Here is a 24,955-nt window from a genome sequence, read left to right as displayed (position 1 = left end):
GGCTGGTTGATGGCTGACAAGGGCGCTGAGCAGACCTAGCGGAAGATTTGCGTCAGCGCCATCGGCAGCGCCACCGACGCCCTGGCCGTTACGGCACAATCAGTGGCTCGTATATCAGCTAGGGCGATCAGGCCGTCCTCGAGCTGCACAATGACGCGGTGGCGATGCTGGCCGGTAAGCTAGGCGTCGATCTGGGAAGGCTTGCAGACTGGCCCGGGGTCGAGGTCTGACAGGTCCGGTCACTGTGGAGATCAAGGCCCCTGCCGCAAGGCGGGGGCTTTTGGTATGATTGTGCCCCTGACAGGAGGCTAAGCCATGCCCAACAACGACGACAAAACCGCCACCCCAAGGCCCACGGTAGAGGAGCTGTTCCGCCGCCTGAGCACCATGCGCCTGCCGGTGGACCTGCGGCCATCGCCCGCCGAGGAGGCCGAGATGGAGCGGCTGATGCAGGCGTCTGAGAAACTGACGCCGAGGCGGCGAGGATGAGCACGCTGCACGAACGGAAAGCATGAACTGATAGGGGGAAGCCATGATCGATACAACGCCATCTATTGGAAACATCATCCGGTTGTTTGGCTGGGCAGTGGTGGCGTACAACGCCGTCAGTTACAGCTACGCCCTCGTTTCGACCTTGGCAGATGCTTCTGTGGCCGCGTATGCACCGCTAATCCTGATGGAGGGCTCGATCTTCATCGGTGGCGGGTTGATTATTGTGTGGGTCGGACGCTTGATCCGCCGCAGAACTGAACAGCCCGTCAAGACCTCCGCGTGATAGCACAACGGCCAATTGAGTCCTCCGATGACTACCCTAATGCCCCGCCCATCCCTTTCTCCGACCATGCGGCAGCGGCGGCGCCGTGAGCGGGTGATCCTCACGGCCATATCGATTGGGGTCTTTGCGGCTTGGCGCCGGTTCACCGGTTAGCCAGATGGATGAAAAGCCCTTCCGACTATCCTGGCGCCAGTCCCAACGGCGGTCAAGCCTTCTCCGCGAGAAGCAGCGCCGAACGCGTTACCAGATCGTTGCCTTAGCCTGCTCTGCTTTGGGGCTCATTGCCGTTGCGCTGTGGCTGCTGTTTAGGTGATTTCCACCTGAGGAGACGACTAACCGCAGGATCCTCACTGAAGGGGCTATTCTGATGAGCGATAACGACAACGACTACGAAGAGCTTGACGACGACGACCTCCCACTCTTCACGCCCGAGCAGGCCGTTCTGCTGTGGCTGATGGGGGCGAGCAAGGATTGGGAACTGGCCTCGGATGTGCCGCAATGGGTAAAGGACGATGCAGTCGCTCAGGGGCTGGCATTCCAGACTGCGCCCAACCTGTGGCGTAAGACGCTGCGGGGCGACAATCTGCTCAGGAAGAGGATGGTGGATTGAGAGGAAGATATTGATGGCAGACAGGTTTGATGACCTCGGGATTGAGCTTGCGTGGAGCGTGTATAAGGCGGTAACGGCGAAGGAGCCCATCACCGCAATTCAGAGCATCACCGCCCAGGCCCTCCGCTTCGTCGCCCGCGAAGAACGGGAGAAGGCATTGCGTGATATGGCCGAGATGATTCGTGCTGGGCTGCATGTCGATCCTAGAACCACTGCTGAAGATTGCGCCATAGCCATTGAAGCGTTGATCCACAAACCCGTCCCGTGACGATCAGGACGCGCCTCGCCTATGCAGGCGTTTACGGAAATGGATAGAGGGCATGTTGATCACCGATCCCGACATCTGGCGCTCTGCCGCCCTGCTGATCCACAGTCACCGCAAGGAAGCTTCGTCCTATGCTGCCGAGCGGGCGCAGGCGTTCAAGGCGAATGGTGATATGGCGGGCTGGTCCATCTGGAGCCAGATCAGTCTTGCTGCTGCGGAACTGCTGCGCTCAGAGCCTGGGCCGGATGATCGGGTGAACTAGCGCCAGATATATTGCTGCGTCCTTACAGCCGTAATTTACCGCCCAGCTGCTCAGGCAAATGATCTGCGGCTACAGCCTGTGTTTCACAGTTATTCACAGCCTCAAAGCCGTAGTAATCTTTGCTTAACATTCGCACTGCAACAGGCTCGCAACCGCGAAAATTCGGCCTGCTTAAGATCTGAGCAGACAGCTGACAGGCGCGGATTGCTGCGCATCAGAGAGCGGGATTGAGAATTTTCGACAGAGTTATCCACAGCTTCTGTGGGTAAATGTGCCCCCGTTCTATTGCCTACTTAATATATAGGCACCAGTCTTGCTCTACGCGGCAATCCCGCACTCAACGTCACCAGCGTCAGGCAGCAGCCCCTCGGCAATGCGGCGAGCAACAAGATAGGGCATGTCGGCCTCGGTCTGCTGGATGGCCGTGGTTGCGTAGTCGAGCGCAATGGCGCGGGACATGCCGCCAGCCTTGGCAGCTTCAACGGCATCAGCGATGAGTTCGAGCAAAGAGTTGTTCATGGCCTTCGATCTTTGGACAGATGGAACCCCAGGAACCTGACCCTACATTGTGGCTGGTTAATGGCGGTTAAATCTCAGGGCGCCAGGTCGGAGCGAATTGAAACGAATTGATGCGCATCCAACTTCTGGGTGGGGATCGCGCCCCGTGATCAGCGGCATCAATCGTCAGAGGAGGGCATTCGGTCAGAGTTTCTTTGTATGACGGCCATTGCCTCTTCTGCGCAAAGGTTGCGGTGGTCACACTCCCCATGGATGGCACACCCCAGGCCCGGCCAGAGCTCATCGAAACTCTCTACCGCCTTTAGCGCGCTACGTAGTGGACAGCCCTCATCTTCCGCCCCGGCCATCGCCCACCTCAATGATGTAGGTCATCGGTCTGCGTTAACACTGCTCGGGCGCCGATTGATGTGTCTAGCCACGAATAGTGACGGACTATTGCCCTTCCCATGGCTCATCCCGCGATGCCCACCTCCACGACGGCGGTGTCCTGGCAGGCATCGCTGCACCGACGCACATCTGCGTGGCCCACATCTGTAAGGTTGATCTTCATTTGGCCAGGGCGTCACACCCACGGCGGAAACAATCTAGCCATGCGCAGTCCACGCCAATCCGGCCTAATCCGCGACCATACGACTAGGCACCAGACTGGGTACTGGGCATTTCAAATTCGGCTAACTCATTGAAATCGCTGGCGTCCCCACGGGGATTCGAACCCCGGTTACCGCCGTGAGAGGGCGGTGTCCTAGGCCTCTAGACGATGGGGACGTAAGAGGCGCGAGGCCCGCTTTATGTCGGAAAGCGGGCGGCCTGGCAAGCCCTTTTTTCCGCTGTTTCCATGCGGACGGGAAAGACCCGCCCGCTGTCCCGGTCCAGGCGGTGGGCAAGCATCTGGACGGCTTGGGGGCGCCCCTCAGAATCGGCGGCGGTTCCGACGATCAGCCAGATCAGATCGGGCTCCCAGGCCTGGGCAAGATCGGTGGCCGAGGGTTGGGCGCTGCCGTCGGGATGGGAGTGCCAGTGGCCCAACACCCGCTCCCTGGTTCCGCGCACCAGGCGCTCGGCCTCGAAGCGGATTTTCGGGTCCAGCTCGAAGCGGTCGTTGCCTTGGGATTTCAAAAGATTGTCGGCATTCATCACCCGGGTGACGGTGATCACCCGCCGCCCCTTGCCGATCAGCAGGCCACAGCCCTCGGCCGGCCAGGCGGATTCGGCGGCGGCGGCGATGTCGGCCATCTGTTGCGCCGAGAGGACCAGCATGCGCCCGCTGCCCCCGCGCCTCTAGCGGACGGCCGGCTCGGGGGTCAGCGCGAAACTGCCCGCCACCTTGCCCTGGCCGGGGTCGAGCACCAGGATGCGCTCGGGCCCGCCGCCGGACAGGCGCAGCACAACCCGCTCGCCCGCCACCACCATCTGCTCGATGCGCGATCCGGCCGGAACCGGCACGGCCAGTTGGCCGAATTCCGCCACCGGAGCAAGGACGGAACCGCCCGACTGGGCCGTGGGCGTTCCCTTCATCGGCGCTTTGCTGTAAAGCCCATAGCCGAGGAGGCCGAGACCGGCCAGCAGCAGCACCCCCAGGAACACCACCAACGCCTTGATCGCTTTCATAATCCCAGCTTCAATCCCTGTTCGCGGATGGACAGTCCCGTGACCCAGCACCTTTCCCCCGCCGCCGTCGAGGCCGAGGAGGCCGGTACCCGGCTGGACCGCTGGCTGGCGGCCCGCCTGCCGGACCTGTCGCGCACCCGCATCAAGGCGCTGATCGAGGACGGCCGGGTCAGCCTGGAGGCCACGACCATATCCGACGCCTCGCTGAGGGTCAAACCCGGCCAGCGCTTCGCCGTCGAGGTCCCCCCCGACGCCCCCGCCGAGCCCGAAGCCCAGGATATCGCGCTCAACGTGGTCTACGAGGACGAGGATCTCATCGTCATCGACAAGCCGCCGGGCATGGTGGTCCACCCCGCCCCCGGCAATCCCGACGAGACCCTGGTCAACGCCCTGCTGGCCCATTGCGGCGAGTCCCTGGCCGGCATCGGCGGCGTGCGGCGCCCCGGCATCGTGCATCGCATCGACAAGGACACCAGCGGCCTGCTGGTGGCCGCCAAGACCGACGCCGCCCATCGCGGCCTGTCGGCCCAATTCGCCGCCCATACCCTGGAGCGCGCCTACTGGGCCCTGGTCTGGGGCACGCCCAGCCCCCGCCAGGGCGAGATCGAGGGCAATATCGGCCGCAACCCCAACGACCGCAAGAAGATGGCCGTGGTCAAGTCCGGCGGCAAGCCGGCCCTGACCCGCTACCGGGTGCTGAAGAGTTTCGCCGCCGGGGCCGTCAGTCTGGTGGAATGCCGGCTGGCGACGGGACGTACCCATCAGATCCGCGTCCATATGACCAGCATCGGCCACCCCCTGATCGGGGATTCCGTCTATGGGCGCATTCGCGGTAACCGGCGAGTGGTCCTACCACCTGAGGTGAGGGAGGCAGTGACCGGTTTCCCGCGCCAGGCCCTTCATGCCTACCTACTTGGTTTTTCCCATCCTACTAAAGGATATGATGCCCACTTCGAAAGCTGCATGCCACTTGATATCAATGAATTGATCCAGATTTTAGAGGTTCTATAAAATTCACCTATACTTGAGCTCAGAGCTATGACATTATCGTCTCATCAACCGGTGACGACGGACGGCTTTCTGATGGGCCGGTCCGCAAACGAGGGAAAACCCTCCGCACGGTAAGAGGAGATGAGACGATGACGGCAATCGCTTCCAGTCTGTCGCTCGCGCCGGAAGGCAACCTGACCCGGTACCTTCAGGACATCCGCAAGTTCCCCATGCTGCCGCCCGAGGAGGAATACCTCCTGGCCAAGCGCTTCCGTGAGCACGGCGACCTGCCGGCGGCCAACCGGCTGGTGACCAGCCATCTGCGCCTGGTGGCCAAGATCGCCATGGGCTATCGCGGCTATGGCCTGCCGCTGGGCGAGCTGATCAGCGAAGGCAATGTCGGCATGATGCAGGCGGTGCGCCGCTTCGACCCCGAACGGGGCTTCCGGCTGGCCACCTACGCCATGTGGTGGATCCGCGCCGCCATCCAGGAATACATCCTGCATTCCTGGTCGCTGGTGAAGATGGGCACCACCGCCGCCCAGAAGAAGCTGTTCTTCAACCTGCGCAAGCTCAAGGGCCAGATGCAGGCCATCGAGGAAGGCGACATGTCCGCCGAGAACGTGGCCATGATCGCCACCAAGCTGGACGTCACCGAGGACGAGGTCGTCACCATGAACCGGCGGCTGTCCAGCCCCGACCACTCCCTGAACGCGCCGGTGCGCGCCGAGGGCGAGGGCGAATGGCAGGACTGGCTGGTGGACGACCACGAGGACCAGGAGACCGAACTGGGCGAGCGCGAGGAACTGGGCCAGCGCCGGCAGATGCTGACCAGCGCCCTGGCCGCGCTCAACGACCGCGAACGGGCCATCCTGGTCCAGCGTCGCCTGACCGAGGAGCCGGCCACCCTGGAGGACCTGTCCCAGCGCTACGGCATCTCGCGGGAAAGGGTGCGCCAGATCGAGGTGCGCGCCTTCGAGAAGCTGCAGAAGTCGGTCAAGTCCGCCTCGGCCCAGGCGGAATCCCAGAACCGGGCGTAAGACCGGTCAGAAACCATGAAAAAACCCCCGGCCGGTGGTCGGGGGTTTTTTCATGCCGGACCTTTCGGAATGCCTCACCCCTTCTTGGCAACCTCGTCGCCCCAATCCTCGATCAGCTTCTTCTGGGCCGCCTTGAGGTTGTTAACCCGGCGCTGGCCGGTGGCGGCCAGATAGCTGGCCACCATGGGCGGCATGGCGGCGTAGATGCCCCAGCCGATGGCGGAACAGCCATAGGCGGTCATCAGCATGACCGGATCGGTCAGCATGCGCAGCGCCTCGTCCAGGGTATGGACGCCGAACCACAGAGTGAAGAGGTAGGGGAAAACGCCGGCGAAGTTCAGGCCGCCGACGCACAGGAAGGCGTACTTGTTGGGCCCCTTCTCGGTGGCCCACGACGCCAGCGTCGGCAGCATGCCGAAGCCCACCAGGGCCACGGTGGGCAGCGAGAACGGCACCAGGGCGGCCAGGACCATCAGGACCACGCCCTTGTTGATTCCGCCGCCGCCGGCACCGGCTTTCTTCGCCGCCGCCGCCGCACGCGCCTGTTCCACTGCTGACATTTTCTTTGCCATGGGCCGAAGCATGGCACCACGGCCCGCCGATGGCAATGCCGCGGGCATTCGAGGTCAGGCGGAGCGCCCTAAAAAACCGCTGAGATCACCACGATGGACGCGGTGATCATGGCCACGATGATGCCGGTGACCGCCGCCGTCTGGCGTCCGATCTTGTCGGCCTCGGCGGCGCGCTCCTCGGTTTCCATCAAGATGTGCTTGATCTCCTCCTCGGCGGCGGCGTACTGGGCCTGGGCGAAGGTGAATTCCTGCTCGTCGCGCACCCGCTCGTCGACGTTTTCCAGCAGGTTGTAGATCTCCACCACCGAGCCCTTGCGCACCAGCCTGGGGATTTCCTTTTCCAGTTCCTTGCGCTTCTCGCGGCCGTGGAAGCCCTGGACGATGGGGGCGATCATCACGCCCACCCAGGCGGCCAGGCCGGGCAGGGATTCGGGGCCCAGACGGTATTGCAGCACGGCGAACAGGTTCAGCGCCCCCATCATGGCCACGCTGGAATTGGAATCGTTGAGCGCCGTGAGGTTGCGGTCGATGTCCGAGCGCATGCGGGCGCCGAGGAAGGCGGCGATGTGGCGGTCCACGGGGATCTGCTTGCCGTCGGTGCGTTTGGCCGCCGCCACGTTGAGGGCCGGCAGCAATTCCTTGACCTCGACCACGTATTCCTCGCCCAGCAGCAGGCTCTGGCAGGGCAGCGCGTCGTTCAGCTCGTACAGGCAGCGCTCCAGCCCGTACCCCATGCCGGTCTGGGTCAGGTACGAGCGCAATTCCTTGAAGTTGGATTCCATCAGCGAGTTGTCGGGCTGGTACTCGCCGCGCATCTCGAACCACAGGCGCGGCACCTCGCGCAGGATGATCTCGGTCAGCAGCCTGGTATCGCCGCGCGACGCCATCACCGCCGCCAGGGCCGAGCCGAAGCCATCGGGCATGGCGTTGAAGCCCTTGTAGCGGATGGGCGCGGCCTGATCCAACAGGATCAGGATCTTGCACAGCATCAGATCGGTGGAGCTTTTCTTGTCGGTGGACGAGTTGAGCGCCATGCGCACCACTTCCGCCACCACGTTGGCCTTGTCCTTGTCCTCGACGGCGCGGCGCAGCCACAGTTCCAGCTTGCCCTCGACCACCGGCGGGATGGCCTGGTCCCAGTTCTTGGCCATGGCCTGGGACAGTTCGCGGCCGTTGAAGTACTCCTTGCCCATGAAGGGAAAGCCGCGCGCCGCCCGCTTCTCGCCCCTGGGCTGCAGCGGCGACATGCGGCGCCCCGACAGCCAGAGATCCAAATCCTCGATGTCCCAGCGCTGCGAGCCGTCGTCGCACAAGAGGCCCTTCAGCAGTTCGATGATGGGCAGCGACAGCCGCTCGTCGCCGATCAGCAGATTGTAGCTGCCCTGCTGGATCTTGGCCGCCAGGATGGCGTCGTCGCTGAGCCCCGCCGCCGGATTGCGCCCCAGGATCAGGAAGGCGATGGTGACCCCCATCGCATAGAAGTCCTCGGTGTGGTCGCCGCTGCCCCGCGCGATGGGGGTGCACATGCCCGATTCCACCGTCTCGAACAGCACCGGCTGGTCGAAGGCCGGGGGCGCGCAGACGCAATCGCCGAAGGCGATCCGTTCGCCGTTGCCGTCGCCCCAGAACATGTTGGTGGGCCGGATGGAGCGATGGGGAACGCCACGCCCGTCCATTTCCTTCAGCGCCGCGGTCAGCGGCTCCACCACCCGCTTGGTGATCTGGTACTCGTCGATACGCGGAATCTCGCCGCGCAGCGACGTCATCACCCGGTTCCCGGCCGGACGTTCATAGACCACGGTCATGCACTGGCGGCCGGCGGGCGGCCAGCTCATGGGCCCCCACTCCACCAACTGCATCAGGCCGGGCGAGGACACCCCCTTCAGGGCCCGCATCACGTTGACGCGGGGCGGCAGCTCTGGCTTGCAGATCAGGCCGAACAGGGCACGGCTGGGATCGCGCTTGTCCTCGGCGACGAAGGCATCGGCCGAGGGCGTCGACAATTCGGGCAAGGGCTGGTTGGAACGGATAGTGAAGCGGTCGCGCAGAACCCCGGGTGGACCGGTCTGCTTGACCACCTCCACCTTGACGTCATCGCCATCCTCGTCCTCGGCCGGATCGATCTCTGTCTCGATCTCGGCCTCGTCGATTTCCGACATCTGCCCCTTCCATGGGCCGGCCCCGGTGACGGGGCCGGACTGCTTCTCAGTCTAAAGGCGGAAAGGCCGTCCTACAATCAGATCGCTCAGGAATTTCGCAGCGCCGGCTCAGGTCGCGAAAGGATCGTGGACCAGGATGCTGTCCTCGCGCTCGGGGCTGGTGGACAGCAGGGCCACGGGGGCCTCGATCAGTTCCTCGATGCGGCGGATGTACTTGATGGCGGTGGCCGGCAGGTCCTTCCACGAGCGCACGCCCCTGGTGCTCTGCGTCCAGCCTTCGATGACCTCGTAGATGGGCTCGACATTGGCCTGGCCGGTCATGGAGGCGGGGAAATGGTTGATCACCTTGCCGTCCAGCTTGTAGCCGGTGCAGATCTTGAGCTCGGTGAAGCCGTCCAGCACGTCCAGCTTGGTGAGAGCGATGCCGGTGATGCCGCCCACCTTGACCGCCTGGCGCACCATGACGGCGTCGAACCAGCCGCAGCGGCGCGGCCGCCCGGTGACGGTGCCGAATTCATGGCCGCGCTCGCCGATGCTCTTGCCGATCTCGTCGAACAGCTCGGTGGGGAACGGGCCTTCGCCCACGCGGGTGGTGTAGGCCTTGCAGATGCCCAGCACATAGCCCACCTGGCCCGGACCGACGCCCGAGCCGGTGCCGGCGTTGCCCGACACGGTGTTGGAGGAGGTGACGTAAGGGTAGGTGCCGTGGTCGACGTCGAGCATGGCGCCCTGGGCGCCCTCGAACAGCACGCGCTTCCTGGTGTGGCGGACCTCGTCCAGGTGCTGCCAGACCACATCGGCGAAGGGCAGTATCTTGGGCGCCACGTCCAGCAGCTTGGCCAGCAGCTCGGCGCCATCCACCTCGGCGGCGCCCAGGCCGCGCAGCAGGGCGTTGTGATGGCGCAGCAAGGTGGCGATCTTGGTCTTCAGCACCGCCTCGTCGGCCAGGTCGCAGACGCGGATGGCGCGACGGCCCACCCGATCCTCGTAAGCCGGGCCGATGCCGCGGCCGGTGGTGCCGATCTTGGCCGAGCCGCTGGCCTCTTCCCGCGCCTTGTCCAGGAGGGCGTGCAGCGGCAGGATCAGGCAGGCGTTCTCGGCGATCTTCAGCACGTCGGGGGTGATGTCGATGCCCTGGGCGCGGATGCGCTCGATCTCGGCCAGCAGGGCCCAGGGATCGATCACCACGCCGTTGCCGATGATGGACAGCTTGCCGCGCACCACGCCGGACGGCAGCAGCGACAGCTTGTAGGTCACGCCGTTGATGACCAGGGTATGGCCGGCGTTGTGGCCGCCCTGGAAGCGCACCACCACGTCGGCGCGCTCGGAAAGCCAATCGACGACCTTGCCCTTGCCCTCGTCGCCCCACTGGGCGCCGACCACAGCCACGTTCGCCATTACTCGTCCCCTAACCTAATTCCACGTCAACGATACCGTCGGGGCCGAGGCGATGCCCGCAGCCCTGACGCCTTGCTTCCACTTTCGGATCGGCGGCGGGGTCCAGCCCCGACACCGTCACCCAGCCCTGGGCGCGGAACGCCTGGGCCCAGGCCCGGGGCGTCCCCGCCGGAACGAACAGCCGCCTGGGCAGCTTGGGCCCCGGCAAAGCGGCGAGAACCGAATCCATGAACACGGTGGCGCCGGTAGCCGGCTCGCCCCCGCCCTTGTACCGTCCGCCACGTCCCAGCTCGGCGCCGATATTGCGGGCGAACAGGGTGAAGGACAGGCCGGTATGGTATTCGAAGCCGCGATTTTCCACCGGATCCACGGTCAGCGTCAGGCCCGGCAGGTCATTGCCGACCAGGTGCACCACCTGGGCCAGACGGTCGCGCTCGAGCGCCGCGGCCGGCGGCAGGTCCAGGGCGCCCAGCTCGGCCAGCGCGCGGGCGGCGGGGCCGGCGGCGGCGATCAGGGATTGCAGCAGCGGCGCGGCACCTCCGCTTAAGGTGGCCACCATGGCGCTGTCCTTGTGGTCCAGGGCGGCGCGCAGGCGCTCGGCGGCCTCGCCGGTGATGCCGTAGGCGGCGAACACCGCCGGCACCAGGGTGGGCAGGGCCAGATCGGCGGAGACGCCCGCCACGCCCAGATCGATCAGCGCCTCGGCGGTCATCACCAGCACCTCGGCATCGGCGGATGCCGCGTCCGAACCGATCAGCTCGATCCCCACCTGGCCGAACTGGCGCTCGGGGCGCAGCTGGCTGCCCTTCACGCGCAGCACCTGGCCGGCATAGGACAGGCGCAGCGGCCGGGGCTGGGAGCCCAGACGGGTGGCGGCGATGCGGGCCACCTGCGGCGTCATATCGGCGCGCAGCCCCATCATCTTCTGGCTCATGGGGTCCATGACCCGGAAGGTCTGGGACGAGGTGCCGCCGCCGGCACCGTCCAGCAGGCTTTCCTCGAACTCGATCAGCGGCGGCTTGACCCGGTCGTAACCATGACGGGCGAAAATACTCATCAGGCTGTGGACGACGGAAGCTTCGAACTCCGCGTCGGGGGGCAGCATGTCGCGCAGGCCGGCGGGCAGCAGGGCCCGATTGGCGGTTTCGGTCATCTCTTGGTGTCGCAACCTGGAAAAAAGGGAGAGCGTCCGAGGGACACCCGCCCGGTTATCTGGCATCTGCCGATGTATCGCGTTTGGCCCCCAGGGGCAAACACAATTGCGGCCCCTTCCAAGGATTCCTCGGGGGACAAGAAAAAGGAGCGGCGGCCGCCGGGCCGCCGCTCCCTTCGCATACCAATCCCGATCAGGCGAAGGTCAGGAACTTGGCCTGCACCACCTGGGGCAGAGCCCGGACCTTTTCCAGCAGCTCAGGCGACACCGGCTGGTCCACCTGGGTCAGCAGGATGGCGTCGCCACCGGCCTCGGCGCGGCCGAGGTGGAAGGTGGCGATGTTGACGCCGTTGGCGCCCAGGAGGGTGCCCAGCGCGCCGATGAAGCCCGGCTTGTCCTGGTTGGTGACGTAGAGCATGTTGGCGCCCAGCTCGGCCTCGATGGAGATGCCCTTGATCTCCACCACGCGGGCCTTGTCGCCGCCGAACAGGGTACCGGCCACCGAGCGCTCGCGCTTGTCGGTGGTGACGGTCAGGCGCACCAGGGTGTGGTAGTCACCCTCGGTCTCGGACTTGGTCTCGGTGACCTTGATGTTGCGCTCCTTGGCCACCACGGGGGCGTTGACCATGTTGACCGCCTCGTTCATGGGCTTCAGCAGGCCTTCGAGGACCATGGCGGTCAGCGGCTTGGTGTTGAGCGAGGCCACATGGCCGAGATACTCGATCTTGACGTCCTTGATGCCGGTCTCGGTCAGCTGGCCGGCGAAGCTGCCGATCTGGTTGGCCAGCGTCATGTACGGCTTCAGCTTGGGCGCATCCTCGGCCGACACCGACGGGATGTTGAGGGCGTTGGTGACGGCGCCGGTCAGCAGGTAATCGGCCATCTGCTCGGCCACCTGCAGGGCGACGTTCTCCTGGGCTTCCGAGGTCGAGGCGCCCAGATGGGGGGTGCAGACCACCTTCGGGTTGCCGAACAGGGCGTTTTCCTTGGCCGGCTCGGTCTTGAACACGTCCAGCGCGGCGCCGGCCACCTGGCCGGATTCGAGGGCCGCCAGCAGGTCTTCCTCGACCACCAGGCCGCCACGGGCGCAATTGATGATGCGCACGCCCTTCTTCATCTTGGCCATGGCCTTGGCGTCGATGATGTTGCGGGTGGCGTCGGTCAAGGGCGTGTGGAGCGTGATGAAGTCGGCGCGGGGGAACAGCTCGTCCAGCTCCACCTTCTCGACGTTCAGCTCCTTGGCGCGTTCGACGGAGAGGAAGGGATCATAGGCGATGACGCGCATGCGCAGCCCCTGGGCGCGGTCGGCGACGATGGCGCCGATATTGCCGCAGCCGACGATGCCCAGCACCTTGCCGGTGAGTTCCACGCCCATGAAGCGGTTCTTCTCCCACTTGCCGGCGTGGGTGCTGGCATTGGCCTCGGGGATTTCGCGGGCCAGGGCGAACATCATGGCGATGGCGTGCTCGGCGGTGGTGATGGAGTTGCCGAAGGGGGTGTTCATCACCACGATGCCGCGCCCGGTGGCGGCGGGCACGTCCACGTTGTCGACGCCGATACCGGCGCGGCCGACAACCTTGAGGTTGGTGGCGGCGGCCAGGATCTCGGCGGTGACCTTGGTGTTGGACCGGATGGCGAGGCCGTCGTACTGGCCGATGATGGCCTTCAGCTCGTCGGGAGCGAGGCCGGTCTTCACGTCGGTTTCGATGCCGCGATCCTTGAAGATCTGAACGGCGGCGGGGCTCAACTTGTCGCTGATGAGAACCTTGGGCATCTGGACTTCCTCACATGGAGTTCGGGCGCCGCCTTTTTGAAAAGCGGCGCCCGGTTCACGGTGTTTTGATTTAAGCGACCTTGGGCTCGAACTCGGCCTTGACCTGGGCGAAGGCCCAGTCCAGCCAGGGCAGGAGCTTTTCGACGTCGGCGGTTTCCACCGTGGCGCCGCCCCAGACCCGCAGGCCGGCGGGCGCGTCGCGGTAGGCGCCGATGTCGTAGGCCACCCCTTCCTTGTCGAGCAGGGTGACGATCTTCTTGGCCGCCGCCGCCTGGTCGTCAGGCGAAAGCTTGGCGAAGAACGGCGCCTTGACGATCATGCAGATGGAGGTGCAGGAGCGAACCGTCGGCAAGTCGGCCAGGTTGGCGGCCCAGTCGGACTTGTCCAGCCAGGACTGCACGGCCTTCAGGTTGGCTTCCGAGCGGGCGATCAGGGCCTTGAGGCCGCCGATGGACTCGGCCCACTTCAGGGCGTCGATCTGGTCTTCCACGGCGATCATCGACGGCGTGTTGATGGTCTCGCCCTTGAAGATGCCTTCGATCAGCTTGCCGCCCTTGGTCATGCGGAAGATCTTGGGCAGCGGCCACGCCGGCTTGTAGCTCTCCAGACGCTCGACGGCGCGGGGAGACAGCACCAGCATGCCGTGGGCGCCTTCGCCGCCCAGCACCTTCTGCCAGGACCAGGTGACCACGTCCAGCTTGTCCCAGGGCATGTCCATGGCGAACACGGCCGAGGTGGCGTCGCAGATGGTCAGGCCCTTGCGGTCGGCCTTGATCCAGTCGCCGTTGGGGACGCGGACGCCGCCGGTGGTGCCGTTCCAGGTGAAGACCACGTCGCGGTCGCAATCCACCTCGGCGAGGTTGGGCAGCGAGCCGTAGGGCGCCTTGAAGACGCGCACGTCCTCGATCTTCAGCTGCTTGGTGATGTCGGTCACCCAGCCCTCGCCGAAGCTTTCCCAGGCGAGCGCGTCGATGCCGCGCGCGCCGAGCAGCGACCACATGGCCATCTCGACGGCGCCGGTATCGGAAGCCGGGACGATGCCGATGCGGTAATCGGCGGGAATGCCCAGCACGGAACGGGTGCGGTTGATCAGCTCTTCCAGCTTGGTCTTGCCGATCTTGGCGCGGTGCGACCGGCCGACGGGCGTGTCCTTCAGCGCGTCGACCGTCCAACCGGGTCGCTTGGCGCAGGGGCCGGAAGAGAAATTGGGATTGGCGGGCTTGGCAGCCGGCTTGGAAACGTCGCTCATAAGAAATAACCCTCCCTCGCAGAAGGGACGCGGCCCGTTGGGGGACCGTGGCCCGGGCGGAGTGTATGAGGGCGACGGGGGATTCGCAACGAAGCATTTATCCCTCGCGCATATTCCTTGCCGACGATGGCGCGCCTTCACCCTGCCTGATACTCTGACGAAGATGACCAGCCCCTTCGACGCCACCGCCGCGCTCCGCGCCATGACCTCGACCGCATCGGGAGGCAGAAGCTCGCCCATCCGCGACGCCGCGTTCGAAGCGGTGCGCCAGATGGTCGGAACCGCCATGTCCAAAGGACCGGACGCCGTCGTCGCGGCGGTGGGCGAGGTCCAGGCCTATGCCGAGGGTCTGTGGGCGTCGGTGCGGGCCACCCCGGCTTTCGCATTGGGCACCAAGCCCGCCGGCTGCGCCAAGGGTTGCGGCTGGTGCTGCCACCAGCGCGTCGGCGCCACGGTGACCGAGGTGTTTTATGTGGCCCAGTCCCTGCGCTCCCGCCCCGACGGAGGCCCGCTGATCGAGCGGCTGAAGGCGTGGAATTCCGGGCGCCCCTGCGTCTTCCTGATCGACAACGCCTGCGCCATCTACGACGTGCGGCCCATGAAGTGCCGGGGCGTCTATCAGGTGGACGTGCGCTGGTGCATGTCCACCTTCGCCAAGCTGGACGCGCCGCTGTTCGGCCCCGCCCCCAGCCCCGACTTCCAGCAACAGCCCAAGGACGTGTTCGACGGCGCGGTGTTCGGCCTGGCCCACCCGCTGCACATGGCGGGCCGCGACTGCCCCGGCGTGGATTTCGTCCCGGCCCTGAAGGCGGTGATCGACCGGCCCGACGCGGCATCCGCCTGGTGGCGGGGCGAAACGGTGTTTCCCGCCGAGGTCCGCCTGCACGACTGGTTCCCGCCGGTGACGAAGGCCGGGAAAGGCAAGCTCAGAAAGCGCCGCTGACCGTATGCCCGTGATTGAGCGGCCCGTGGCCCTTCCCGAAGCCCGGCGCCGTCTCGATGGCTTTCACCAGATAAGCCCTGGCGCGCTCCACCGCGTCGCTTAAATCCATGCCCCCGGCCAGCCCGGCGGCGATGCCCGACGCCAGGGTGCAGCCGGTGCCGTGGGTCGAGCGGGTCCGGATACGCCGCCCCGTATAGCGCCGCACGCCCTCGCCATCGACCAGCACGTCCACCAGATCGTCGCCGTCCAGATGCCCGCCCTTGAGCAGCACGGCCCGGGGCCCGAGCGCCAGCAGGTCCAGCGCGGCGCGCTCCATGTCGGCCACACCTCCGATGGCGCGGCCCAGCAGCACCTCGGCCTCGGGAATGTTGGGAGTGAGCAGGCGGGCGCGGGGCACCAGCAGCGAGATCAGGGCGCCGGCGGCGCTGCCCTCCAGCAAGGCGGCGCCGCCCTTGGCCACCATCACCGGATCAAGCACCAGCGGCACCTCGGGGGCCAGCGCCGCCAGCCCCTCGGCCACCGCCTCGACGATGGCGGCCGAGGCCAGCATGCCGGTCTTGACGCAATCGGCGCCGATATCGCCTAAGACCGCCTCCATCTGCGCCCGCACGAAAGCCGGCGGCACCTCATGGATGCCGCTCACCCCATGGGTGTTCTGGGCGGTGAGCGCCGTGATGGCGGTGGCGGCGTATCCGCCCAGGCAGGTCACCGCCTTGATGTCGGCCTGGATGCCGGCGCCGCCGCCCGAATCCGAGCCGGCGATGATCAGGACTCTTCCAGGCATGGCCCAACTCCCTTGCAATCAAAAGATTTAATGCCTTTGACACATTTTTAATGCGGGCATCCCTATGCTGCATGTGGGTGACATTTTGTATCAAGCAGCAAAATCGGGTGTTCACCCCCTTGTGCACCGCAATATGGCTGCGTATATTCCCTTATACGAAAGCATCGCAACACATCCCACGAGGCACCTCATGCAGTACAGATGGGAAGAGATCGATCAGCTTGCCGCAATTCTCGAGGCCGAGGCCGCCGGTCACCCGGTGGACACCGATCGCGCCCGCGATCTGGCCGAGCGCCTGATCCGGCTGTGCCCGGACATCGCCAAGACCATGAACCGGGTGGTCGAGCGCTTCGCCCCCGAAGCCGCCACGGCGGCGGCCTAGGGGTCGGAAAAGGGCAAGGGGGCGGCAAGCCCCCTTTTTCATGGGCTCAGCCCGCCACCCGGCGGATGGTATCGACGATGGCATCGACCGAGGCCTCGACCAGGGCCCTGTCCTCGCCTTCGGCCATCACCCGGATCAGCGGCTCGGTCCCCGATTTGCGGATCAGCAGGCGGCCCTGGCCGGCCAGCTTGACCTCGGCGTCCCTGATGGCCGCCTCCACCTCCGTCGCGGCCAGCACCTCGGCCACCGAGCCCTTCGCCACCCGCACATTCTTCAGCACCTGGGGCAGTGGCGTGAACAGCCGCAGCATCTCGCTGGCCGGCTTGCCCGACTGGACCAGCGCCGCCAGCACCTGCAGCCCCGCCACTAGGCCGTCGCCGGTGGTGGAGTGGTCGGACAGGATGATGTGGCCCGACTGCTCGCCGCCCACGTTGAAGCCTTCGCGGCGCATGTGCTCCAGCACGTAGCGGTCGCCCACCGCCGTGCGGATGGTCTTCAGGCCCCGCTCGCCTAAAAAGCGCTCCAGCCCGAGGTTGGACATCACGGTGGCGACGATGCCGCCGCCCTTGAGTTGCCCCGAACGGTGCCAGAGATCGCCGATCAGCGCCATCAGCTGGTCGCCGTCGATCATGTGGCCCAGTTCGTCGCACAGCACCACCCGGTCGGCGTCGCCGTCCAGCGCGATGCCCAGATGGGCGCCGTGGGCCACCACCTGCTCGCGCATGGTTTCGGTGTGCAGCGAGCCGCAATTCTTGTTGATGTTCATACCGTCGGGATTGACCGCCACCGGGATCACCTCGGCGCCCAGTTCCCACAGCACGGTGGGGGCCACCTTGTAGGCGGCGCCGTTGGCGCAATCGACCACGATCTTCAGCCCGTCCAGGCGCAGGCCGCGCGGAAAGGTGTACTTGGCGTATTCGATGTAGCGTCCGGCCGCGTCGTCCAGGCGCTTGGCGCGGCCCAGATGGTCGGAACTGACCCGGTAGGAGTCCAGGCCGTTGAACATGGAGGATTCAATCGTCAGCTCGTCCTCGTCGGAGAGCTTGAAGCCGTCGGGGCCGAACAGCTTGATGCCGTTGTCCTGATAGGGATTGTGCGACGCCGAGATCATCACGCCCAGATCGGCGCGCATGGACCGCGTCAGCATGGCCACCGCCGGGGTGGGCAGCGGGCCCAGCAGCACCACGTCCATGCCCACCGAGATGAAGCCCGCCGTCAGCGCCGGCTCCAGCAGATAGCCCGACAGGCGGGTGTCCTTGCCGATCACCACCACGTGGCGATGGTCGCCGCGGGTGAAGTGCCGGCCGGCGGCCATGCCCAGCTTCATGGCCATCTCGGCCGTCATGGGGTCGGTGTTGGCGGTGCCCCTGATCCCGTCGGTGCCGAACAGCTTGCGCGTCATCGGTGTTCCGTTTCCCTTTGCCCGAAAAGGGGAATTGGATAGCAGGCCGGGGCCGCCAGGGGAAGGGGAAAGGCTTGATACACTTTCATACCGTCTTGCCACAAAGCCGACATACGGGTGTTAGCGCCCTCGCCCATTCTCCATCCATTGTTCGAGACCGCGAGGCTGATCTCCATCATCCTCTGGCCATCTTCGCGCGCTTTATGGAAAAAGCAACCTACCGGTAAAATTCCTGCCGTGATCTCATTCCCCTTCGACTCACAATCTGCAATATGCTCTACTTCCTTTGGTTGCCGCCGTTTCGCCAGGGCGGCACAGCGAAGGGGGGGCCGCGATGACCATCGACATTGCCAAAGCCATGCGGGAAGCCGATCAGACCGGTGCGGTCCGGCTTCCGGTCGGGGACGGGACCTATTACCTGATCCGCCCCAGGCTGCAGGTTTCCGGCGGGCCGTCGCCCTATGCCGACAGCCAGGCTCTGCTCTGCCCGCCCTTGAAGCGCCTGGCCTATTCCGACCGCAGCGCCTGGCTGATGGCGACGCTGTCCCAACTGGTCTACCTCAATTTCGAAAGCAAGGCCGAGGACGAGGAGCAGGTGGTGTCCACCCTGGCCCAGGCCGGCATCCTGCTGCTGAAGCCCTTCAATTGCCCGGACACCGACACCCAGGCCTTCCTGGCCCACCGTCCGGGCGAATTCCGCGTGCTGGTGTTCCGGGGCACCGAGGATAAGCAGGACGCCATCACCGATCTGCGGGCCATGTTCCGCCAGACGCCTTTCGGGCGTGCCCACGAAGGCTTCGTCAGCGCCTATGAGAGCGTCGAGAGCGACATCGAGAAAGCCCTGGCCGCCACCCGGGAGGCCGGCAAGGGCGAGCAGCTGATCATCTGCGGCCATTCCCTGGGCGGAGCGCTGGCCACAATCGCCACCCGGTTTCTGGAGGCGAAGGGCGTGGAGATTTCCGCCTGCTACACCTTCGGCTCGCCCCGGGTCGGCGACGAGGAATTCGCCGATTCGTTCAAGACCCCAGTCTACCGGGTGGTCAACCGCTCGGACCCGGTGCCCATGGTCCCGGCCAGCGGCGCGTTGCGCTACCTCGTCTCGGCACTGACCAAGATTCCGGTGCTCAACTGGCTGGCGGCACCCTTGGCCAAGTTCATGGACAGCGGTTTCGTGGGCTACCAGCATGTGGGCGACTTGCGCCTGCTCACCGGCGACGACGGCTCGGCCAGGCTGAAGACCGGCACCGCCGCGGCGCTTACCCGGGCCAAATGCATGGTACTGGACAATCTGGCCAATCCGCGCGCCTGGATCGGATTGCCCAAGATCGCCGACGACCACCGCATGTCCCATTACGTGCCCAAGCTGCGCAAGATCGCCCAGGACAGGAACCAGGCCTAAGCCCCCTGACGCATGGCCGTCCAGACGGTGAGCGCCTGGACGGTCTCGGCCACGTCATGGACCCGCAGCACCTGATAGCCGGCATCGAGGCCAGCCAGATTGGCGGCCATCGTGCCGGGCAGGCGGGCCAAAGCCGCCTCTCCCTTGGACAGGCGCGCGACGAAGCTCTTGCGCGACACGCCCAGCAGCAGCGGAAGGCCCAGCCCGTGCAGCAAGGCGAGGCTTCCCAGAATCTGGGCGCAATGCTCCGGCGTCTTGCCGAAGCCGATGCCGGGATCGAGGCAGATGCGGTCGCGGGAAATGCCCGCCGCCTCGCATGCCCGCACCCGCCCGGCCAGATGGTCGAAGACGTCCAAGGGCGCCGAGGCGTAGACCGGGGCGGCCTGCATGGTGCGGGGGTCGTCGCCCTGCATGTGCATCAGGCAGAGGTCGGCGCCGCTCCTGGCCGCCACCGCCAGGGACTCAGGCTCGCCCAGCAGGGCGGTGACGTCGTTGATGATGCGCGCCCCCGCTTCCACCGCCGCCCCCATGATCGCCGCGTGCCGGGTGTCGATGGAGACGCAAAGCCCCTTTTCCGCCAGGGTGCGCACCACGGGAAGCACGCGCCGCGCCTCCTCGTCCGGACTGACCGGGTCGGCGCCGGGCCGGGTGGATTCGCCGCCCACATCGATGATCTCCGCCCCCGCTTCCGCCAAGGCGAGGCCGCGGGTGACGGCGGCATCGGTCGCGAACGCCTCGCCGCCATCGGAAAAGCTGTCGGGGGTCACGTTGACGATGCCCATGATGCGGGGCCGGTTCAGGTCCAGCCCGCCCCAGGGCCGGCGCCTGGCGCCGATACGGTGAATGGTCTCGGCCACCATTCGGGCCAGCGCCGGGTCCTCGCCCTCGGCCCAGTCCACCACCTCGGCGAAGGAAGCGACGGCAAGATCAGCCCCGCCCCCCGTCTTGCGGGTGATCACGCCCAGCGCGGTGAAGGCGGCCCAGCCATCGGCCAGGGGCCAGCCATTGCCCGAGATCACGGCCGCCGCCGCCTGCTCGCCCCAGACCAGACCGGTGGGCAGCAGGTGAAGACCGCCCCCGGAGACATCGAAGCCCCGCGGCAGGGCGGGGCTTCGGGTGAAGGCGGAAGTAATCGTGGCCTCAGGCACCGGGTTGCGGCTCCGGGTCATAGCCGGGGCGCGAGCCCGGGCCGGACGAAGGCACCGACGAGCGGCGCGGCGGGTCCTTGGGGCGCCACTCGTTGCCGTCGCGGTTGATGGAATCGCCCCGGATCAGGGCGTCGATGTCTTCGCGCGACAGGGTTTCGTATTCCAGCAGGCCCTTGGCGATGATCTCCAGCTCGGCGCGGTACTTGGCCAGGATGTCGCGGGCGGTGTTCTCGCCCTCCTCGACGAAGCGCCGCACTTCCGAATCGATCAGCGAAGCGGTGGTTTCCGAGATATTCTTGTGCTGGGTCACCGAATGGCCCAGGAAGATTTCCTCCTGGTTGTCGTTGTAGCGCAGCGGCCCCAGCTTCTCGGAGAAGCCGTACTCGGTCACCAGCTTGCGCGAGAGATCCGTGGCGCGCTGGATGTCGTTGGAGGCACCCGTGGTCACCGCGTCCAGGCCGAAGATCATCTCTTCCGCCACGCGGCCGCCGAAGAACGAGGCGATCATCGCCTTGATCTGCTTCAAGGACAGGGAGTAACGGTCGCGTTCGGGCAGCGACATGGTGACGCCCAGCGCACGGCCGCGTGGAATGATGGTCACCTTGTGCAGCGGCTCGTGGCCGGGCACGTGCATCATCACCAGGGCATGGCCCGCCTCGTGATAGGCGGTGAGCTTCTTTTCGTCGTCGCTCATCACCATGGAGCGGCGCTCGGCGCCCATCATCACCTTGTCCTTGGCCGCCTCGAACTCGGCCATGGTCACCACCCGCTTGCCGGCACGCGCCGCCAGCAAGGCGGCCTCGTTGACCAGGTTGGACAGATCGGCGCCGGAGAAACCGGGGGTGCCGCGGGCGATGATCTTGGCGTCCACATCGGGGGCCAGGGGAACCTTGCGCATATGGACCTTGAGGATCTTCTCGCGGCCCAGGATGTCGGGATTGGGCACCACCACCTGACGGTCGAAGCGGCCGGGACGCAGCAGCGCCGGGTCCAGCACGTCGGGACGGTTGGTGGCGGCGATGAGAATCACGCCCTCGTTGGATTCGAAGCCGTCCATCTCCACCAGCAACTGATTGAGCGTCTGCTCGCGCTCGTCGTTGCCGCCGCCGAGGCCGGCGCCGCGATGACGGCCCACCGCGTCGATCTCGTCGATGAAGATGATGCAGGGCGCGTTCTTCTTGCCCTGTTCGAACATGTCGCGGACGCGCGACGCGCCGACGCCCACGAACATCTCGACGAAGTCGGAGCCCGAGATGGTGAAGAAGGGGACATTGGCCTCGCCGGCGATGGCGCGGGCCAGCAGGGTCTTGCCCGTGCCGGGCGGGCCGACCAGCAGGCAACCCTTGGGGATCTTGCCGCCCAGACGCTGGAACTTCTGCGGGTCCTTCAGGAACTCGACGATTTCCTCCAGCTCGGACTTGGCCTCGTCGATGCCGGCGACGTCCTCGAAGGTGACGCGGCCGGTCTTTTCCGTCAGCAGGCGGGCGCGGGACTTGCCGAAGCCCATGGCCTTGCCGCCGCCGCCCTGCATCTGGCGCATGAAGAACACCCACACGCCGATCAAGAGCAGCATGGGGAACCAAGACACCAGCACGCTCCATAGGGTCGGCGCGTCGTCGGACGGCGGCACCGCCGTGATGCGCACGTTGTGGGCGCGCAGCTTGTCGACGACGTTGACGTCCTGGGGCATGTAGGTGGTGAAGGGGCGGCCATCGGTGAAGTGGCCGTTGACCACGCTGCCCTGGATGGTCACGTCGGCGATGGCGCCGCGATCCACGTCGGACAGGAATTCGGAATAGGAGGTCTGGCCCGGACCGCGCGGCGGCGAGGACGCCTGGAACAGATTGAAGAGCATCACCAGCAGCACGGCGATGATGACCCACAACGCCAGGTTCTTGCTGAAATTCAAGGTAGCGTCCTTCCCGTCAAGTTCTGTACCGGACCAAGTCGTCTACACATAGTGCCGAATCCCGCCGGCACAAGCGGAAACGGTGAGAACGTGGAGGGGCGAGGCGCGCAAGCCGATCAGCAGACGCGCCGCCTCCTCCCGGTTATAGCCGAGGTGCGGCACGGCGAGAATACCCAGCTCGTGGTAAAGCGCAGGTAAAGTGGGACACGCACAGGCGGGCACCGGTTCGGGCCGCGTCCGGCCCAGCAATTCCCGGACCTTGCGCCGCCCCTGGAGCCCCAGGGCGCCGAGGCGAAGCCCCGGCGGAGCATCGGCGGCCACCACCGCCTCGAACCGCCCGTCCCAACGGATCAGAGCCCCCGCAACCAGGGGCAGCAGGCCCTCGACCCGCTCCGGCTCGCGGCAGATCACCACGCCCCCACGTTGCGGCACGATGCGGCAGCCGGCCAGGGTTCTGGCCGTCTCCAGCCCCGAGCGCACGGCGTCGTACAGCCGCTCCAGCCGCTCCAGCCGGGGCGTATGCGCCTCGCCGCCCACGCAGAGCAGCAGCCGGGACAGCAGGCGCAGGCCCACCTCGTCGGGCAATTCCGACAGGGCGGCGGCATTCAGGCGGGCATAGCCGGCCGGATCAAGGACCACATGGCGGGCCGCCGCTTGCGCCACCATGGCATCGATGGCGTCCTGGGCGCGGGCCAGGGAGCGGGCGGTGGCGGCCAGACGTTCGGCGCTCAGCCCCTCGGCGGCCAGGACGGGGGCCAGCCGCCGCAGCCGCACCCGGGCGAAGGCCGGGTTGGCGTTGGAGGGATCGCTGATCCAGTCCTGTCCCTGTTCCCGCAAGGTGGCCTCCAGCCGGGCGCGGGGCGTGCCCAGCAGCGGCCGCAGCAGCCGGCCCCAGGCGGTGGGGCGCTCGGGCGCCATGGCCGACAGCCCGTCCAGCCCCGAACCACGCCCCAGGCGCAGCAGCAGCGTCTCGGCCTGATCGTCCCGGTGATGGGCCAGCAGCAGATGCAGGATGCCCTCTTCGGCACAGGCCTCGCCCAGCAGGCGGTAGCGGGCGGCCCGCGCCGCCGCCTGGAGGTCGGAGCGGGGCTTTTCCCCCGTCCAGGTGAGGATACGCTGGGCGATGCCCTGGGCGGCCAGCCAGCCCCCCACCCACTCGGCCTCGGCGGCGGACTCGGGACGCAGGCCGTGATCGACGGTCAGCGCCAGCACATCGCCTCCCCGCTCCTTCGCCCACCGGTCGGCCAGCAGGGCCAGGGCCAGGGAATCGGCGCCGCCCGACACCGCGACGCCCAAGCGCGGCTGGGATTCGAACGGCCCCAGCGGCGCCATCAGGCGGGAGAAGTCGTCGGAGGTCAGCGGCAGGACGGACATGGTCTTTCGGCGTCCTCGGCATATTGGGCTATCGCCCAAGCCCATCCGGGGCAAAGCCCCGGGCCCCATTTATTCTTATCGAAAAAAGGAAGGTCTGGAGGCATCGCCTCCAGGCGGGTCCGGGCGGCAGCCCGCTGCTCTCCTACTTACACCCCAGACGCTGCTTGTCGCCCTGGACGGCCCGCTTGATGCGGTCGGCCATGTCGGGATGCTCGGCGAACAGCAGGGCGTAGGTACGGCAGGCCTGATCCTTCATGTTCAGGTGGCCGAAGGAAGCGCCCAGCTTGTAGAGCATGTCGGGGGCCTTGGTATGCTTGGGGTACTTCTTGTAGGCCTCGCCGAACAGCTTGGCCGAGGCGGCGAAGTCCTTCTTCTGGGAAAAGGCGATGTCGGCCACCCAGAACTGGGCGTTTCCGGCCAGCTGGTGGTTGGGATAGGCCTTGAGGAAGGCCTGCAGCCCGCGCTCGGCCCCGTCGTAGTCGCCCTTCTGCAACAGGCCGTACGCCTCTTCATAGGCGGACTGGGCGTCCTTGGGGGCGGCCTTGGCGGCCTGCACCTGCGACTCCGCCTCGCCCTTCTTCATGGCGCCGGCGGGCATGGAGCCCAGAGGCTGGGGCCCCGGGGCCGGGCCGTCATTGTCGGCGGAATTGGCCCCGGGCTTGACGCCCTTGGGCGGAATCAGCACGGGCGCGCCGCTGGGCGTGGTGGCCGGAGCCGACACCGCCGGCATGGACATGGATTGCGGCTGGGCGGCGGACGAGGATGAGCCCCCCTTCCCCGCTTCCAGATCCTTGAAGCGCAGATCCAGGTCGGCCTGCATGCGCTCCAGCTGCTTGTTGAGCTGAGCCGCCTTGAAATTGGCTTCCTCGATCTTGCCGGTAAGGAAGCGGTTGGCATCCTCCAACTCGTTGATGCGGTCCTCCAGGCGCGAAGCCGTGGAACCGGCGACGCTGCCGTCATTGGAGCGCACCACCGTGGTGCCGCCGCGCGCCGCCTGCTGCTGCATGGTCATCAGATCGCGCTCCAGCCGCTCGATGCGGTCATAAAGCGCCCTGGTGTCGGCCTGGGCAAACGCGGGGTTGGGGGCAGCGCCGAGCATCAGCGCGCAAAAGGCGGTGGCAAGAACCAGACGACGCACGGCCTACCTCATCTTCGAAACGGATGCCGAAGAATGACTATTGAACGCGATCAAGGCAAGAGCAAGGCACGGAATGGCAGGCCATATCGGCCCAAAAATAAA

General features: G+C 66.3%; 25 protein-coding genes and 1 tRNA gene. 10 read left to right on the top strand and 16 right to left on the bottom strand.

Annotation, left to right across the window (positions count from 1 at the left end; all coding sequences use genetic code 11):
* Nucleotides 1-315 precede the first annotated feature (315 nt).
* From WV31_RS21975 to WV31_RS05510, 5 genes are all read left to right on the top strand, one after another.
* Nucleotides 316-489: a hypothetical protein gene (locus tag WV31_RS21975; RefSeq protein ID WP_168185856.1), complete on the top strand. Its 174-nt coding sequence runs from the start codon at nt 316-318 to the stop codon at nt 487-489.
* A gap of 43 nt (nt 490-532) precedes the next feature.
* A complete protein-coding gene (locus tag WV31_RS05525) occupies nt 533-775 on the top strand; it encodes a hypothetical protein (protein WP_085372628.1) in 243 nt (80 codons plus the stop codon).
* A gap of 367 nt (nt 776-1,142) precedes the next feature.
* The gene (locus WV31_RS05520) at nt 1,143-1,385 is read left to right on the top strand and encodes a hypothetical protein (protein WP_085372627.1); all 243 of its coding nucleotides are present in this window, start codon (nt 1,143-1,145) and stop codon (nt 1,383-1,385) included.
* A gap of 13 nt (nt 1,386-1,398) precedes the next feature.
* The gene (locus WV31_RS05515; protein ID WP_085372626.1) at nt 1,399-1,653 is read left to right on the top strand and encodes a hypothetical protein; all 255 of its coding nucleotides are present in this window, start codon (nt 1,399-1,401) and stop codon (nt 1,651-1,653) included.
* 52 nt (nt 1,654-1,705) lie between these two features.
* Nucleotides 1,706-1,912: a hypothetical protein gene (locus tag WV31_RS05510; RefSeq protein ID WP_085372625.1), complete on the top strand. Its 207-nt coding sequence runs from the start codon at nt 1,706-1,708 to the stop codon at nt 1,910-1,912.
* Nucleotides 1,913-2,230: 318 nt separating this feature from the next.
* Here the strand turns inward: WV31_RS05510 and WV31_RS05505 are convergent, their stop codons facing one another.
* From WV31_RS05505 to WV31_RS05490, 4 genes are all read right to left on the bottom strand, one after another.
* On the bottom strand, nt 2,231-2,431 hold the full coding sequence (locus WV31_RS05505; RefSeq protein WP_085372624.1) for a hypothetical protein: 201 nt from the start codon (nt 2,429-2,431) through the stop codon (nt 2,231-2,233).
* 689 nt (nt 2,432-3,120) lie between these two features.
* Nucleotides 3,121-3,196: transfer RNA gene (locus WV31_RS05500), tRNA-Glu, on the bottom strand.
* A gap of 21 nt (nt 3,197-3,217) precedes the next feature.
* Nucleotides 3,218-3,688 (bottom strand): M67 family metallopeptidase, encoded by a 471-nt coding sequence (locus WV31_RS05495; protein ID WP_085372623.1) that lies wholly within the window; start codon nt 3,686-3,688, stop codon nt 3,218-3,220.
* A 21-nt stretch (nt 3,689-3,709) separates the two neighbouring features.
* On the bottom strand, nt 3,710-4,039 hold the full coding sequence (locus tag WV31_RS05490; RefSeq protein ID WP_085372622.1) for a hypothetical protein: 330 nt from the start codon (nt 4,037-4,039) through the stop codon (nt 3,710-3,712).
* 39 nt (nt 4,040-4,078) lie between these two features.
* Here WV31_RS05490 and WV31_RS05485 point away from each other — a divergent pair, with 39 nt between their 5' ends.
* Together WV31_RS05485 and rpoH are read left to right on the top strand one after the other, a co-directional pair.
* Nucleotides 4,079-5,050: an RluA family pseudouridine synthase gene (locus WV31_RS05485; protein ID WP_085375480.1), complete on the top strand. Its 972-nt coding sequence runs from the start codon at nt 4,079-4,081 to the stop codon at nt 5,048-5,050.
* A gap of 128 nt (nt 5,051-5,178) precedes the next feature.
* Entirely contained in the window at nt 5,179-6,069 is an 891-nt protein-coding gene (gene rpoH, locus WV31_RS05480; RefSeq protein WP_085372621.1) for an RNA polymerase sigma factor RpoH, read from the top strand.
* Nucleotides 6,070-6,143: 74 nt separating this feature from the next.
* On the opposite strand, the gene WV31_RS05475 is transcribed toward rpoH, so the two are convergent.
* The 6 genes from WV31_RS05475 to WV31_RS05450 form a co-directional block, all read right to left on the bottom strand.
* Nucleotides 6,144-6,629: an acyl-CoA synthetase gene (locus tag WV31_RS05475; RefSeq protein ID WP_237051506.1), complete on the bottom strand. Its 486-nt coding sequence runs from the start codon at nt 6,627-6,629 to the stop codon at nt 6,144-6,146.
* Between the two features lie 80 nt (nt 6,630-6,709).
* On the bottom strand, nt 6,710-8,800 hold the full coding sequence (locus WV31_RS05470) for a serine/threonine-protein kinase (RefSeq protein ID WP_085372619.1): 2,091 nt from the start codon (nt 8,798-8,800) through the stop codon (nt 6,710-6,712).
* A 108-nt stretch (nt 8,801-8,908) separates the two neighbouring features.
* Nucleotides 8,909-10,198: an adenylosuccinate synthase gene (locus tag WV31_RS05465; RefSeq protein WP_085372618.1), complete on the bottom strand. Its 1,290-nt coding sequence runs from the start codon at nt 10,196-10,198 to the stop codon at nt 8,909-8,911.
* Nucleotides 10,199-10,208: 10 nt separating this feature from the next.
* Nucleotides 10,209-11,351, bottom strand: a complete 1,143-nt coding sequence (locus tag WV31_RS05460) for an ATP phosphoribosyltransferase regulatory subunit (protein ID WP_085372617.1) — start codon at nt 11,349-11,351, stop codon at nt 10,209-10,211.
* Between the two features lie 193 nt (nt 11,352-11,544).
* Nucleotides 11,545-13,125, bottom strand: coding sequence for a phosphoglycerate dehydrogenase (serA, locus tag WV31_RS05455; protein ID WP_085372616.1), 1,581 nt, complete (start codon nt 13,123-13,125; stop codon nt 11,545-11,547).
* A 70-nt stretch (nt 13,126-13,195) separates the two neighbouring features.
* Nucleotides 13,196-14,374 carry a phosphoserine transaminase gene (locus tag WV31_RS05450; protein ID WP_085372615.1) on the bottom strand — a complete coding sequence of 393 codons (1,179 nt, stop codon included), beginning with the start codon at nt 14,372-14,374 and terminating at the stop codon, nt 13,196-13,198.
* A 163-nt stretch (nt 14,375-14,537) separates the two neighbouring features.
* Between WV31_RS05450 and WV31_RS05440 the strand changes: the two genes are divergently transcribed.
* Complete coding sequence (locus WV31_RS05440; protein WP_145980757.1) at nt 14,538-15,317, top strand: YkgJ family cysteine cluster protein; 780 nt, start codon at nt 14,538-14,540, stop codon at nt 15,315-15,317.
* On the opposite strand, the gene thiD is transcribed toward WV31_RS05440, so the two are convergent.
* Nucleotides 15,301-16,101, bottom strand: coding sequence for a bifunctional hydroxymethylpyrimidine kinase/phosphomethylpyrimidine kinase (gene thiD / locus WV31_RS05435; protein WP_085372612.1), 801 nt, complete (start codon nt 16,099-16,101; stop codon nt 15,301-15,303). The two genes, WV31_RS05440 and thiD, sit on opposite strands and share 17 nt — an antisense overlap.
* A 190-nt stretch (nt 16,102-16,291) precedes the next feature.
* Between thiD and WV31_RS05430 the strand changes: the two genes are divergently transcribed.
* Nucleotides 16,292-16,483 (top strand): hypothetical protein, encoded by a 192-nt coding sequence (locus tag WV31_RS05430; protein WP_085372611.1) that lies wholly within the window; start codon nt 16,292-16,294, stop codon nt 16,481-16,483.
* Between the two features lie 46 nt (nt 16,484-16,529).
* Here the strand turns inward: WV31_RS05430 and glmM are convergent, their stop codons facing one another.
* On the bottom strand, nt 16,530-17,885 hold the full coding sequence (glmM, locus tag WV31_RS05425; protein ID WP_085372610.1) for a phosphoglucosamine mutase: 1,356 nt from the start codon (nt 17,883-17,885) through the stop codon (nt 16,530-16,532).
* Nucleotides 17,886-18,219: 334 nt separating this feature from the next.
* Here glmM and WV31_RS05420 point away from each other — a divergent pair, with 334 nt between their 5' ends.
* Nucleotides 18,220-19,284: a lipase family protein gene (locus tag WV31_RS05420; protein ID WP_085372609.1), complete on the top strand. Its 1,065-nt coding sequence runs from the start codon at nt 18,220-18,222 to the stop codon at nt 19,282-19,284.
* On the opposite strand, the gene folP is transcribed toward WV31_RS05420, so the two are convergent.
* The 4 genes from folP to ybgF form a co-directional block, all read right to left on the bottom strand.
* Nucleotides 19,281-20,432 (bottom strand): dihydropteroate synthase, encoded by a 1,152-nt coding sequence (gene folP / locus WV31_RS05415; protein ID WP_237051505.1) that lies wholly within the window; start codon nt 20,430-20,432, stop codon nt 19,281-19,283. The genes WV31_RS05420 and folP overlap by 4 nt on opposite strands.
* A complete protein-coding gene (gene ftsH, locus WV31_RS05410) occupies nt 20,425-22,287 on the bottom strand; it encodes an ATP-dependent zinc metalloprotease FtsH (RefSeq protein ID WP_442915568.1) in 1,863 nt (620 codons plus the stop codon). The genes folP and ftsH overlap by 8 nt, the downstream gene beginning before the upstream one ends.
* 96 nt (nt 22,288-22,383) lie before the next feature.
* The gene (tilS, locus tag WV31_RS05405; protein ID WP_085372606.1) at nt 22,384-23,715 is read right to left on the bottom strand and encodes a tRNA lysidine(34) synthetase TilS; all 1,332 of its coding nucleotides are present in this window, start codon (nt 23,713-23,715) and stop codon (nt 22,384-22,386) included.
* 142 nt (nt 23,716-23,857) lie between these two features.
* Nucleotides 23,858-24,853 (bottom strand): tol-pal system protein YbgF, encoded by a 996-nt coding sequence (gene ybgF / locus WV31_RS05400; RefSeq protein ID WP_237051504.1) that lies wholly within the window; start codon nt 24,851-24,853, stop codon nt 23,858-23,860.
* Between the last annotated feature and the right edge of the window lie 102 nt (nt 24,854-24,955).

Source organism: Magnetospirillum sp. ME-1, from assembly GCF_002105535.1.
In the GTDB taxonomy this organism is placed as follows: domain Bacteria; phylum Pseudomonadota; class Alphaproteobacteria; order Rhodospirillales; family Magnetospirillaceae; genus Phaeospirillum.
This window is presented reverse-complemented; position numbering and strand designations above follow the sequence as displayed.